This is a genomic window from Streptomyces laculatispora (assembly GCF_017353455.1).
Lineage (GTDB): Bacteria > Actinomycetota > Actinomycetes > Streptomycetales > Streptomycetaceae > Streptomyces > Streptomyces laculatispora.
In genome coordinates this window covers 1-15,102 of sequence record NZ_JAFMPZ010000562.1, presented here as the reverse complement: position 1 = coordinate 15,102, position 15,102 = coordinate 1, and the positions used below count along the sequence as shown (strand labels likewise).

General features: G+C 71.7%; 3 protein-coding genes. All 3 read left to right on the top strand.

From position 1 onward, the window contains the following. Positions 1–67 precede the first annotated feature (67 nt). The 3 genes from J1C73_RS29950 to J1C73_RS29940 all read left to right on the top strand — a co-directional run bounded on the left by J1C73_RS29950 (position 68) and on the right by J1C73_RS29940 (position 14,753). On the top strand, positions 68–3,367 hold the full coding sequence (locus tag J1C73_RS29950) for a type I polyketide synthase (RefSeq protein ID WP_207319127.1): 3,300 nt from the start codon (positions 68–70) through the stop codon (positions 3,365–3,367). After that, positions 3,364–10,644: a non-ribosomal peptide synthetase gene (locus tag J1C73_RS29945; protein ID WP_207319126.1), complete on the top strand. Its 7,281-nt coding sequence runs from the start codon at positions 3,364–3,366 to the stop codon at positions 10,642–10,644. The genes J1C73_RS29950 and J1C73_RS29945 overlap by 4 nt, the downstream gene beginning before the upstream one ends. A gap of 377 nt (positions 10,645–11,021) precedes the next feature. Beyond that, entirely contained in the window at positions 11,022–14,753 is a 3,732-nt protein-coding gene (locus J1C73_RS29940) for a S8 family serine peptidase (protein WP_207319125.1), read from the top strand. Positions 14,754–15,102: the final 349 nt, after the last annotated feature.

Here is a 15,102-nt window from a genome sequence, read left to right as displayed (position 1 = left end):
GTTCCCCGGCCGGGCCCGGCCAGGTGCGACAGCCCGGCGGCGGCACCCTGCACGAAGAGCGCGGCTGATGGGCGGCGGCGGGCAGGACCCGCGCATCGCCGTGGTCGGGATGTCCTTCCGGCTGCCGGGGGCCGACACGCCGGAGGACCTGTGGCGCGTCATCCGCGAGGGCGAGGACCGCTTCACCCGTTTCACGCAGGACGAACTGAAGGCCGCGGGAGTCCCCGAGGAGCTGTACCGGCGCGACGACTTCATCGGGGCCTCGGCCGTCCTGGACGACATCGCCGGGTTCGATGCCCGGCACTTCGGGATGAGCGCCCGCGAGGCCCGCCTGACCGACCCCCAGCACCGCCTGTTCCTGGAGTGCGCGCAGCACGCCCTGGAGAACGCCGGCTACCCCGACGAGCGGGACGGAAAGCGGATCGGGGTCTATGCCAGCACCGGCTACCACCTGTACAACATGCAGTCCTATCTGCTCAACAACGTCCTGCCGAACGAGGACATCGCCGACTGGCTGGCCGGCATGCAGGTCCTGGTGGGCAACTACACCGACTTCAACGCGACCCGGGTCGCCTACCGGCTCGGTCTCACCGGTCCCGCCGTCAACGTGCAGACGGCCTGCTCCAGTTCGCTGGTGGGTGTGCACCTGGCCGCCCAGTCCCTGCTGCTGGACGAATGCGACATCGCGCTGGCCGGCGCCAGCGCCGTCCATGTCCCGCAGGTCCTCGGCTACCACTACGTCAAGGGCTCGATCCTCTCCAGGACCGGCCGGCTCCGGGCGTTCGACGCGGCCGCGAACGGGACCGTCGGAGGCACCGGTGTCGTGGCCGTCGTACTGAAGCGGCTGGCCCGTGCGCTCGCGGACGGCGACACCGTGCACGGCGTCATCCGTGGCTGGGGCGTCTGCAACGACGGCGCCGGCAAGCAGGCGTTCGCGGCGCCCAGTGCGCGGGGCCAGCAGGAAGCCGTACGCCGGGCGCTGGACCACGCGGGCGTCGGGGCGGACACCATCGGGTATCTGGAGACCCACGGCACCGGCACCCTCAAGGGCGATCCCATCGAGCTGGAAGGGGCGGGCGCGGCGTACCGGCAGGACACGGACCGGACCGGCTACTGCGCTCTCGGAGCCGTCAAGACCAACATCGGGCACCTCGACGTGGCGTCCGGACTGGCCGGTCTCGTCAAGGCCCTGCTGGTGCTCAAACACGGCGTGATCCCGCCGATCGGGGGCTTCAGCGATCCCAATCCACTGCTCGGGCTGGAGGACAGCCCGTTCTACGCGCCCCGCGCCCTCCAGCCGTGGCCCGAGAACGGCACCCCCCGGCGGGCGGGTGTCACCTCGCTCGGGATCGGCGGCACCAACGTCCACCTGATCCTTGAGGAAGCCCCCGAACCCGGGCCTCGTTCCGCCACCGCCGCCCCGCCGGACGTGCTTCTGGTCTCCGCGACGAGCCGGGAAGCCCTCGCCGACAACGCACGCTCCCTGCGCGACGTGCTCCGCAGGCGGACCGCTCTGCCCATGGCGGATCTCGTCACGACCACCGCACTCGGGCGCTCGCACGGCCGGCACCGGATCGCGGTCCGGGCAAGCACACCGTCCGCGCTGGCCGATGCTCTCGACGCCTGGCTCTCCGGCCCCGCACCGCTCGCGACCGCCGCGGGGCCCGTGCCGCCGGGGGACGCGCCCACCCGGGTGGTGTTCCAGTTCACCGGCCAGGGTTCGCTGCGCCCCGGAGCGGCGGCGGCCCTGTACGAACGGTTTCCCGTCGTGCGTGAGGTCCTCGACGCCTGCGAGGAGTGGCATCGCCGGCTCACCGGTGAACCGATGCTGGCCGGACTCCTCACCGAGGGGGCGGGCACACCGGGGGCTGTCTGGCCGACCGCGACCGCGCAGCCGGCCCTGTTCGCCCTGCAGTGCGCCCTGGTCCGGCTGTGGGACGAGTCGGGCATCAGACCCTGGGCCGTGACAGGACACAGCGTCGGTGAGTACGCGGCGCTCTTCGCGGCCGGGGCGCTGTCGCTCGCGGACGGCCTGGAACTCAGCGCGCACCGGGGCCGGTTGATGCGGTACCACTGCGCGCCGGGCGCCATGGTGGCGGTGGCGCTGGAGCGGGAGTCCGCCGTGGAGCTCGCCGCCTCGCACCCCGGGCTGGAGCTCGCCGTGACCAACGGGGAACGCTCCCAGGTGCTGGCCGGTCCGGTCGCGGGCGTGGACCGGATGTGCGCCGCGCTCGATGACCGGGGCACCCCGTACGAACGCCTCGCGGTGGACCGGGCCTTCCACACCGCCGCTACGGAGCCGATGCTCGACGCGTTCGCAGTGGTACTGGCGAAGACCCCCTTCACACCGGTACGGACCCGCTTCATCAGCTCTCTCGACGGCCGGACCCGTGAGCCCGGCTGGATGCCGGACCCGGAGCATCTGGTCCGCCACACCCGCGAGCCGGTGCGCTACGACGCGTCGCTGCGTGCCGTCGCCGGTGAACGGCCCGACGTGCTCCTGGAGATCGGGCCGCACACCACACTCAGCAGCCTGGCCCGCCGCTCCCTGCCGGCGGTGCGGGCGACTCCCTCCCTGCACCGGGGCACCGGACTCACGGCACTCTTCGGCGCTGCGGCGGCTCTGCACTGCGCGGGAGCAGACGTCCGTTGGGAGACGTTCCTGGCCGGCACCGCAGGGCGGCGCGTCCCGCTGCCCGGCTACCGCTTCCAGCACCGACACCACTGGGTCGGGGCCCTGCCCGGGCCCCGCGGACCCATTTCCCCGGCAAGAGAGGAACGCACCATGACGTCAGAGGCGACGGAGACCAGACGTTTGCTGGACAGCATCCTCGGTGTGCTGTCGGGAGCCTTCGGAGAGGACCTCACCTCGGTCCCGGCCGACACCCCGTTCTTCGATCTCGGTGCGGACTCGCTCCTCATGATCAATGTGCTCCGGGAGATCGAACAGGAACACCACGTCAGAATCACGATGCGAGAGCTGTTCGACGAGACGGGAACGCCCCGGCTTCTCGCCGAACTCGTCGCTGCGCGGCTGCCCCGGCAGCCCGGGACCGCTCCCCTGCCGGCCGCAGCGCAGCCGTCCATCCCCCAGCCGTCCGCCCACGCGCCGATACCCGCGCAGAGCACCGCATCGCCCTCCCCCGGCGTACCGCCTGTCCCCGCCGCGTCGACCGGCGGGGCACCGCCTGTCCCGCACGCCGCCGCGGACGCCGGTTTCGTCACCCGGCAGGAGCTGCTGGAGCTGGGCCAACGGGTCCAGCAGCTGTCACAGATCCAGCTCCAGATGCTCACCCAGCTCTCCCAGCTGCTCGCACTCCAGAGCAACGCGGCGGCGGCCCTGCCGGACGACGAGGTGGTTCGGTGAACGAGCAGGAGAGCCTCACGGCCACCCTGGACCGGGACCTGGCCGCCATGGCCGGACTCGCCCGGCGCATCACCGAACAGATCGACGCCGGACAGAGCGACGCCGGGCAAGCCATGGCCGACAGCGCGCAACAGCCCCAGGCACACGGGCCGCGCGTGGTGATCGCCCCCGATGCCGGCATGGTCCGCTCCACCTCACCCCGCACTCAGCAAGAGCATCTCGACGACCTCGTACGCCGGTACACGGCCCGTACAGCGGCCTCCAGGCAACTCGCTCAGCGCCACCGCCGCAGACTCGCCGACAGCAGAGCGGTCGTCGGATTCCGCAAGTCGACCAAGGAGATGCTCTACCCCGTAGCGGCCCGTCGCGCGGACGGCGCACGGATCGAGGACATCGACGGCAACAGCTATACCGACATCACCATGGGCTTCGGGGTGCTCCTCTTCGGCCACGAGCCCGGCTTCGTCCGGGAAGCCGTACGCGAACACCTCTCCCGGGGCATCCGGCTCGGCCCCCGCAGTGTCGAGACGGGCGGTGCCGCCGAGCTGCTGTGCGAACTGACCGGGCTGGAACGGGTGGCCTTCGCCAACTCCGGTACGGAGGCCAACGCGGGGGCGATCCGTCTCGCCCGTGCCGCCACCGGCCGCGACCGGATCGTCACCTTCCAGGGCTCCTACCACGGTCATGCCGACCAGGTGCTGGGCCGGTCGGCCGGCCGCGGTGCTCAGGAGGGGACCGTGCCCGTCTCCCGGGGTATCCCGCACAGTGCCGTCCGCGAGCTGACCGTCCTCGAATACGGCAGCGAGGAGGCCCTCCAGGCGATCGAGCGGGACGCGGCGCGGATCGCGGTGGTCATCGTCGAACCCGTGCAGAGCAGGCATCCCTCGCTCCAGCCGGCCGCGTTCGTCCGCAGGCTGCGCGAACTGACCGCCCGTCACGGCATCGTGTTGATGTTCGACGAGATGCTGACCGGATTCCGTCCCGCTCTCCGTGGCGCGCAGGACCTCTACGGCGCCACGCCGGATCTCGCCACCTACGGCAAGCTCCTCGGCGGCGGATTCCCCATCGGCGCGGTCGCCGGCCGCTCGGACATCATGGACGGGATCGACGGCGGCCACTGGACCTACGGGGACGACAGCGGTCCGACCGCCGACACCACCTTCTTCGGCGGCACCTACCTGCAGCATCCCGTGTCGATGACCGCGGCGCACGCCGTACTCACTCATCTGAAGGAACACAGTCCGCACCTTCAGGAACGGCTCAACGCCCGGACGACCGAACTGGCCACCGGGCTCAACGACTTCTTCGAGGCCGAGGAATTCCCCCTGCGGATGGGCTGGTTCGGCTCCCAGTTCCGCTTCGAGCACCGCGCCGACATGGAGCTCCTCTACTACCATCTGATGCTGCGGGGCGTGCATGTGTGGGAGTGGCGCAACTTCTTCCTCTCCACGGCCCACACCGACGGTGACATCGAGCACGTGGCCGACGCCGTGCGGGGGTCGCTGAGGGACCTGCGGAAGGCCGGCTTCTTCCGCACCGGCAAAGCCCCGTCCCGGAGGCCCGCTCCCGGCCGGACAGCCGTCACACCAGCGGCGGCCCTGCCGGTCCCGATGGCCGAAGCCGTCGTCGAAGCGGTGACCGACGCGCCCCCCGTTCCCGTGGCCGCCCCGGTTTCCGCGGCGCTCACGACGCCGCGCCGCGCGGACTTCAGCCTCTACTTCTTCGGCGACTACCCGGACGACGGACCCGGTCCGAAGGAGGGCCGCTACGAACTGCTCATGGAGGCGGCCCGGTTCGCCGACCACCACGGGTTCGAGGCGCTGTGGATGCCCGAACGGCACTTCAACTCGTTCGGCGGCCTCTTCCCGAACCCCGCCGTCCTGGCTGCGGCGCTGTCCCGGGAGACCCGGCGCATCCGCCTCAACGCCGGCTCGGTCGTACTCCCGCTGCACGACCCGATCCGGGTGGCGGAGGAGTGGTCCATGGCGGACAACCTCTCCGGCGGACGCGTCGGCCTCGGTGTCGCGAGCGGGTGGAACGCCAACGACTTCGTCTTCTTCCCCGAGCGCTTCGGGCCGCACAAGCAGGAGATGTACGACCGGCTGGAACAGGTGCGGAGCCTCTGGCGGGGCGAGACGCTGCGCCGCACCACCGGGGACGGCGAACGGGAGATCCGGCTCTTCCCGCGCCCCGTCCAGACGATGCCGCCGCTCTACACGGCGGTGGTCGCCAACCCGGAGTCGTACGAACAGGCCGCCGCGCACGACCTGGGCATCGTGACCAACCTGATGACCCAGGACATCGACCAGCTCAGGGACAACATCGCCCGCTACCGCCGGGCACGGGCGCGGCACGGCCTCGACCCGGACGCCGGGCGGGTCGCCGTCCTGCTGCACACCTATCTCTCCGAGGACCACGACACCGCCCGGGCCGAGGCCTTCGCGCCGATGGCCCGCTACATGCAGGCCTCCCTGTCCCTGTTCAGCGGCGTCACCAACAGTCTCGGAGTCACCACCGACCTGAGATCGCTCAGCGAGGACGACCTGGACGTGGTCTTCCGGCGCGCCTACGGCCGCTACTGCGACCAACGGGCCCTGATCGGATCCGTGGACACCGTCCTGCCCGTGGCCGAGGCGGTGGTCGACGCGGGCGCGGACGAGATCGTCGCGCTGGTCGACTTCGGCGTCTGTGCGGACCAGCTGCGCGCCGGTCTCCCCCGGCTGGACGCCCTCCGCCGCCGGCACCGGGAGCGACGGGCACCCGATCCGGGCGCGCCCCTGTCCCCGGGCCAGGAGCGGATCTGGTTCCTGGAACGCCTGCTCCCGGGACGCACCGCCTACAACGAGGTGAAGGCGATCCGGCTGCGCGGTGCGCTCGACACCGAGGCGCTGCACACCGCGCTGCGTCGGCTCGTCGCCCGCCACGAAGGGCTGCGCACCGTCTTGCGGCAAGCCGGCGATTCGGCGGTCCAGCTGGTGCGGGAGGCCGCCGAGCCCGACTTCGCCGTGGTGGACGGCACCCTCCGGGCCGAGGCCGCCGTGCGGGAGGCACTGGCGACGGAGAGCGCCCGCCGCTTCGACCTGGAGAACGGCCCGCTGTTCGTCAGCCGGGTCGTGCGTACCGCGGCCGACGAGCACGTGCTGGTCCTGTCCTTCCACCACATCGTGGTCGACGCGGCCTCGGCGACCGTCCTGTGCCGGGACCTCTCCGCCTTCTACCGGGCGGAGCGCGACGGCACGGAGGCCGGTCTGCCCGCACTGACCTGGAGCTACGCCGAGCACGCGCGGGAACAGCGCGCGGCGGCGGACAACCCCGACACCGCGCGGGACCTGGCCCACTGGCGGCGCGTGCTCGGCGGAGACCTGCCGGTCCTCGAACTGCCCACCGACCGCCCCCGGCCGGCGGAGATGACCTCCGAAGGCCGCGCTGTCTTCCGCTCCCTCGGCCCCGGCCTGTCCGAACAGGTCAGGCAGCTGAGCCGCGGCCACCGCGCCACCCTGTTCATGACCCTGGTGGCCGGCTGGGCGGCGATGCTGCAACGGGTCACGGGGCAGGAGGACATCGTCATCGGCGTCCCGGTCTCCGACCGGCCGCAGCGGGCCGAGGAGCTGATCGGCTTCTTCGTCAACACCCTCGCTCTGCGGGTCGACCTCACCGGCGATCCCGGGTTCACGACGCTGCTGGACCGGGTGCGTACCGTCGCGCTCGACGCCTACGACCACGCGGGGACACCGTTCGAGAAGGTGGTGCGCGTGCTCGCTCCGCCCCGCAGGACGGACCGCACGCCGGTGTTCCAGGTGTGCGCCGAGTTCCAGTCGGCGGAGCCGTTCCGCCTCGACCTCCCCGGCATCGAGGCAGTCGCGCTGGACGCGGGCCCTGACAAGGCGCTGACCGACCTGACGGTCTACTTCACCGACAGGCCGGAGGGCGTTCGCTGTCATCTGGAGTACAACGCGGACCTGTTCGAGCCGAGCACCGTCGACATGTTCTTCACGGTCTTCCGCGACCTCCTGGCCGCCGCCGTCGGCAAGCCCGGCACACCGCTTTCCCTGCTCGCCCGCACGGCGGTCGAGGGTGACGAGGTGCCGGAGAGCTGGGAACACGGCCCGGTCCGGCCGGTCGCGGACACCACCGTGCACGGCTGGGTCGCCCGGCAGGCGGCAGAGCACCCCACGCGGACCGCGGTGGTGGGCGAGGACGCCGTGCTGACCTACCGGGAGCTGGACGAGCGCGCCGGCCGCCTCGCCGCCGTGCTCGCGGAACACCGGGCGGACGATGACCAGGAATCCCTGGTGGCGGTGTGGCTGCCACGCTCCGCGGAGCTCGTCGTGGCGCTGCTCGCCGTACTGCGGGCCGGTTGCGCGTATGTGCCGCTCGATCCGTCGCTCGGTGCCGTCCGCGCCACGCAGGTGATCGCCGAGAGCGGCGCCCGCACGGTGATCAGCGGCGCGGACGGGCCGGGGGAGCTGCGGCTGCCCGGATCGGTGGCCGTCGTCGCCCCGGACGCCGCCCCGGCGGGAGACCCCGGGTCAGGCACCGGGGGCTCGTCCCCTTCCTCCGCGTGCTCCGTCATCTACACCTCGGGCAGCACCGGCACGCCCAAGGGTGTCGTGCTCACACACCGCGGCCTCGTGGACCTCTGCCAGTGGCACCACGAACGCTTCGCGTTCACCGGCGACGACCGGAGTGCCGTCGTGTGCAGCCAGAGCTTCGACGCCTCCCTCCTGGAGATCTGGCCGGCGCTGACGGCGGGCGGCACGATCGTCGTGGCCGGTGAGCCGGTCCGCCGCGATCCGCTCGCCCTGGCCCGGTGGTACGCGGACCAGGACATCGCCTTCAGCGTCCTGCCGACGGCCCTGGGCGAACAGGTGCTGCGCCTGCCGGCAGCCGATCAGCCCCCGCTGCGCCATCTGCTGCTGGGCGGCGAGGCGCTCCGGAGCCGCCCCAGGCCCGAGGCCCCCTACGAGACGCTGAACATCTACGGCCCGACCGAGACGACCGTGCTGTGCGTCGTCGGTACGGTCCCGCCCAGGGCCGACGGGCCCGTCCCGGACGAGGGAGCGGACGTGATCGCGATCGGGCGTCCGGCCGACAACGTCACCGTGCGCGTGGTGGACGCGTCGGACAAGCCGGTGCCCATCGGTGCGGTGGGGGAGCTCTTCGTCGGTGGTCCGGGGGTGGCCGCAGGCTATCTGCACCGGCCGGACCTCACCGAGGAGAGGTTCGCGGCCGAGCCGGAGGGCGGGGCGGAGAACCGCTGCTACCGCACGGGTGATCTGGTCCGCTGGACGGCGGACGGGCGACTCGTGTTCGTGGGCCGTACCGACGACCAGGTGAAGATCCGCGGATTCCGGGTCGAGCCGGAGGAGGTGGCACAGGTCCTGGGCCGTCTCGACGGTGTCAGCCGGGCGGCCGTCGTGGGCCTGCGCCGTGCGAACGGCGAGGCCTTCCTGTCCGCCTATGTGGTACCCACCGAGCCGGGCTGCGACAGTACGGCGGAGCAACGGTCCCGCACGGACCGGTGGGCCGAAGAGCTGAACCACCACCTGCCGGAGTACATGGTGCCGCGCGCCTGGCGGGTCCTCACCGAACTGCCGCTGACCGGTAACGGCAAGGTGGACCGGACGAAGCTCCCGGCGGCCGATCCCTTCCTCCCGGCGGACGGAGAGGAGGCCCGCCGGGCCGACGGCCCGCCGCCGGAGGCCGAACCCCTCACCGCACTGGAGAACGGACTCCGTGATCTCTGGGCGGCCGAGTTCGGCCTCACCGCGTCAGGCATCGATCCGGACGTCTCCCTCTTCGACCTGGGCGGACATTCGCTCACCGCGATGAGGCTGGTCAACCGGATAAGAGAGGCGTGGGGCATCGAGTACCCGCTTTCGCGCCTCTACCAGGAGCCCACGCTGCGCGCCATGACGGAGTTCGTGCACGGCGCCGGATCGAGAAGGGTCGTCCGCACGGGCCCGGCCAGCCATCAGCAGGCGCGCTTCGCCGCCGTGCACTCCCGCCACGCCAAGCCGCAGGTCTTCAACGTCGCCCTGCAAATCACCTTCTCCGGCCGACTGGACCCCGCATCGCTGCGCACCGCACTCCAGCAACTGACAGAACGTCACGAAGCGCTGCGCACCCGCCTGGTACGCGAGGGCCTCAGCTCCTGGCGACAGGAAGTGCTCGAACCCCGCCCCGTCGACCTGCCCGTGGACGACCTCACCTCACGGCCGGAGCCGGAACGGCAGGCCCAGGTGCGACGGCTCGCCGAGCAGGCGACGGAGACACCGCTCGACCTCTTCGAGGGGGATGTGCTCTCCACCCGCCTGCTGCGCACCGGTGCCGAGGAGTGGGTACTGCTGCTCGTGATGCACCACTGCACCTGCGACGGGTGGGCCCTGACCACGCTGCTGAAGGAACTCGCCGCGCTCTACCGTACGGCTGCCACCGGGACCGGGCACGGTCTGTCATCCGCGGCGCCGCAGCAGGTGGAGTACGCGCACTGGCAGGTCGCCCACGAGGCGGCGACGCGTGGGCGCCGCACGGACTACTGGCTGGAGGAACTCGCCGACGCCCCCTTCACGGTGGATCTGCCGCTGGACCGGCCGCGGCCCGACACACTCAGCGGGCGGGGCGGAGTCATCGAGTTCACCGTGCCCGCCGAGGTCCGGGCCGATGTGGAACGGCTGGCTGTCCGGCGGGCGACCACGCCCTTCGTGGTGACCGCGGCGGCGCTCGGCCGGCTGCTGGCCGCGAAGGCGGAGCAGGAGGACGTGGTGATGAGTGTCTCCTACGCCGGTCGGGAGAGCCGCGAGTTCGAGTCCCTGGTGGGCTGCACGGCCATCGCGCTCGCCCTGCGGGTCCGTGACGCGCGCGCCGGTTCCTTCGCGACGCTGATGGAGCGGGTCACCCGTACGACGGTCCTGGGCATGGAGCACGCCATGCCGCCGCGCCGGGTAGCACCGGCGATGCGGGAGCGCAGGGGCGTCGACATGCCGGACGGCCTGGCCATCGGCCTGGCCTACGAGAGTTCGCTGGACACCGGGATCGAACTGCCGGGACTCACCACCACGGTGGCGGAGATCGCCCCGGCCGCGTCCCGGTCGGAGTTCATCATGGTGCTGACCCCGGCCGGAGACGTTCTGGAGGGCGCCGTGGAGTACTCGGCCGACCTGTGGGACCGGGCGACGGTCGAGACGTGGACACGGGAGTACGTGCGGCTGCTGCGGGACGAGGTCAGGGAGGCGCTCGCCGACGACGCCCACCTCCAGCCGGACAGCCCGCGGTAGCCGGCCCTGCGGTTGGTCACGCCGCCAACGCGTGACCAACCGCGGTCAGGAGCAGGCAGACGAGCGCCTCCGCCCGGACGGCAAAGCAGCTGGTCAACTGCTGCTGCCAGGTGCTCTGCTGGCGCTGGTCAGTGCGGGTGCCAGCCGGGCCTGGTTCGAACTTCCGGCGGAACAGCGGGCGGTGAAACCCCTCTGGACGCGCGAACGATTTCGTCGGGGGTACGCAAGGCGAGTCCGTGCTCCGCGACCGCTGCTGACGGATTCCCGCCATGCGGGCCAGCCGCCAACACGGCACGGTGTCAGGCAAGTTGACGTGGGGGAAATTCCTCGCAGCGCCCGGACCACCCATTCACCGGGTGCGCGGAGGAGAGACATCCATGACCAGAGCATCCGCGAGACGGCGGTCCCGGCTCCTGGCAGCCGGGCTGTCGCTCGTACTGCTGCCGGCCGGACAGGCCGTCGCAGCCGGGGCGATGGGGGCGACAACGGGCACCGACCGTGCCGCGTCGCCCGTGCACGCACCCACGACCGCGCGAACCGTCACCCTGATCACCGGTGACCGCGTGACCGTGACGGACCTCGGCGCGGGCCGGAAGTCGGTCGCCGTGGAGCGCCCCGCGGGCGCGACCGGAGCGGTGCACAGCGATATATCCGACGGGCGGATCACCGTCGTACCCGACGAGGCCCGGCCCTACCTACAGGCGGGCGTCCTCGACGCCGAGCTCTTCGACGTCACCGCTCTGATCGAGCAGGGACTCGGCGACTCGTCCTCCGACGGTCTGCCGCTCATCGTGACGTACACCAAGAACGCCCGGGGCGCGACGCCCCGCGGAGCGCGCCAGGTCCGCGGTCTGCCGAGTGTGGGCGGTGCGGCCCTGGAGGCGTCGAAGTCCGGGGCGTTCTGGCGCACGGTCGCGCCGGACGCCAACTCCGCAGCCGCCAGGACGACTTCAGCACCCACGCGGCTGGCGGGCGGGGTCGAGAAGATCTGGCTGGACGCCCGCGTCGACGCCGCGATGGAGTCCAGTAACGCCCAGATCGGCACCCCCGCGGCCTGGGAGGCCGGGCTGACCGGCAAGGGTGTCAAGGTCGCCGTCCTCGACACAGGGGTGGACCTGACCCATCCCGATCTCAAGGACCGGGTGAGCGAGACCAGGAGCTTCATCGACGGCCAGGAGGTCGCCGACCGGAACGGCCACGGCACGCACGTCTCGTCCACCGTGGGTGGCAGCGGTGCGGCCTCCGACGGCAAGGAGAAGGGCGTCGCGCCCGGCGCCACGCTCGCCGTCGGCAAGGTCCTCAGCGACAAGGGTTCCGGCACCGAGTCGCAGATCATCGCCGGTATGGAGTGGGCGGCCAAGGACGTCCAGGCCAAGATCGTCTCCATGAGCCTCGGATCGTCGGAGGGGAGCGACGGCACCGACCCGATGGCCCAGGCGGTGAACACCCTTTCCAAGGACACGGGCGCCCTGTTCGTGATCGCGGCAGGCAACGCGTACTCCCCCGGCACCATCGGCTCCCCCGGCGCAGCCGACTCCGCACTGACGATCGGCGCGGTCGACTCCGCCGACCGGCGTGCCCCCTTCTCCAGCCAGGGCCCGCGCTTCGGCGACAACGCGCTGAAGCCCGACCTGTCCGCACCGGGCGTGGACATCCTCGCGGCCCGTTCGCAGCTCGTGAGCGGCAGCGGCCCGTACACGTCGAAGAGCGGCACGTCCATGGCGACCCCGCACGTCGCGGGCGTGGCGGCGCTGCTCGCCGAGAAGCACCCGGACTGGAACGGGCAGCAGCTCAAGGACGGGCTGATGAGCACGTCCAAGCAGATCAGCGGCACGCCGTACGAGGTCGGTGCGGGCCGCGTGGACGTCCCGTCCGCGATCGCCGCGCAGATCACCGCGACCGGCAGCGCCGACCTCGGCTTCATCGGCTGGCCGTACGAGGCGAACAAGCCGGTCACCAGGACGCTGACCTACACCAACGCCTCCGACCGGCCGGTCACCCTGGCGTTGACCGCCGAGGGCGCTCCCGCCGGCGTGGTCACCCTCGCCGACTCCACCCTCACCGTGCCCGCGCACGGCACCGCGCAGACCACGGTCACCGGTGACGGCACCGCCGCGCCCGTCGGCGCCACCTCCGGCCGGATCGTCGCCAAGGACGGCGACACAGTGGTGGCGCACACGGCCTTCGGCCTGACCAAGGAGGAGGAGCGCTACACCCTCACCGTCCACGTCAAGGACCGCGAGGGCGCGGCGTCCGCCGCGAACCTGACCGTGAAGCAGCTGGCCAAGGACGTAGATCCCATCCCTGCCACGGTCGGCGAATCCGGCACGCTCAAGCTGCGTCTGCCGCCCGGCATGTACACCCTGTCCAGCTTCCTCGACGTGCACGGCAGCAAGGGCAAGGACTCGCTCGGTCTCGGTCTGCTCACCGAGCCCGAGGTCACCATGGACCGTGACCGCGAAGTCACCCTCGACGGGACGAAGTTGCGGGAGATCAGGGCCGAGGTGGACCGGCGGACCGAGACCCGTCAGCTGCTGATGAAGTTGAACCGGTCCGCGAACGGCACGTCCTTCGCAGGGGCCGTACAGGTCCCGCCGAAGTACGACAGCATCTTCGCCGCACCGACCCGCAAGCCCGCCACGGGCACCTTCGAGTACCGGACCGTCTGGCGGCTCGGCAAGCCGCAACTCGATGTCGAAGCAGGCGGCAAGCGGCTCGGCGAGACAGCCGTGCAGTACGGATCGGACATGTTCACCGGGCAGAAGCGGATGGCCCTGGTGGACGCGGGCGCCGGATCCACCGCCGACTACGCCGGCAAGGACGTGGTGGGCAAAGCGGTCGTCGTGCGTCGCACCGACGCGATCACGACCACCGAGCTGGCCCAGAACGCACGGGATGCGGGCGCCAAGGCTCTGTTCGTCACCGACGAGGTCCGCGGACGGCTGATGGCCAACTTCAGCGCGGCCGACGGGGAGACTCGTCCCCTGTACAGCGCGACGGTGAACGCGCAGGATGGCGCGCGCCTGATCGAGGCCGCTCGGCTCGGCCGGGGCGTGGAACTGACCGGCACCGAGTTCACGCCCTATGTCTACGACCTCAGCAAGGGATACCCGGGGGCGATCCCCGCTGATCTGACATACCGGCCGGGCAAGAGGGAACTGGCGGTGGTCAACAACAAGTTCCACGCGGCGATGCCCGCCGACGGCGGCGAGTTCCGCTACTCGATCACCGGCAGCTTCCCCTACGGCATCGGCTTCCAGGAGAAGATCAGGTTCCCCGCGGAGCGCACCGACTACATCAGCGCCGGCCCCGACCAGGGCTGGCACGAGTCCATGTCCAGCGGCCCGGGCACCCTGGAGGAGCGCAGCGGCGTCGTGCACTATCGCGGCGGCACGCGCTCCGGGACCGACTGGTTCAAGCCGGTCCTGCACCCGTGGCTGGGTACCGGTCTCGGCTGGGGCCAGCGTCGCGCGGGCAACGACCTCGAGTTCAACACGCCGGGCTGGGGCGACTCGGGACCGGACCACACCGGCTTCGGCGAAGTGTTCAACCAGAAGTCGCTGACCCAGTTCACCGAGGTGTACGTGGACGGGGTGCAGGTCGACCGAAAGCAAAGCTCGGGGGCGTACGCCCGGAACGTCAAGCCGACCGAGCAGGACTTCAAGGTGGTCACCGACACCACGATGGACCCGGACGTCTGGCGGCTCTCCACGAAGGGCCACTCCGAATGGACCTTCAAGTCGTCCGCCACGCCGGCCGACCGGTGGACGTATCTGCCGATGCTCAACCTCGGGTTCGACGTCGACACCGACCTGCACGGTGATGTGCGGGCCGGAAAGCGTCTCGATCTCGGGATCTTCTCCGAGTACGTCAAGGGCGCGCCGGACACCGGGAAGATCACCGGCTCCACGCTGGAGGTCTCCTTCGACGACGGCGCGACGTGGAGGTCCGTCCGACTCGACCGGGCACACCACACGTCCGCCTCCTGGGCCGGCTCGGTGCAGGTGCCGAAGGACGCGCGGTACGTCTCCGTGCGGGCCTCGGCCACCGACGACCGGGGCGGCTCGGTCAAGCAGGAGATCGTCCGCGCGGTGGGCGTACAGAAGTAGTGGGCATACAGAAGTAGCTGACGCCTGCACAGTGGCCCCGCGGGCCGAAACCACCTGAAGGAGCGCGGTACCCGGCGGATTTCGCCGGGTACCGCGCTCCGTGGCGGCGGCCGCGCGGGAGCCGGCCTCGCGTTCCCGTTCCCGGGTGCGCCGGCCCACGCCGGGACCGCTCCGCCTCAGCCCCGGACGCGTGCGCGTCGCGAGACCGCCGCGCGCAGCACGCGCTGCCCCTCGGCCGACACGTCCAGCACCTGGCGCAGCCCGGCTCCGGCGGGGGCCTCGTCCGCGATCTCCGCCAGCATCCCCAGGATCCGGATCTGGCGCGCGGTCTCCCCGGCCAGCAGCGGTC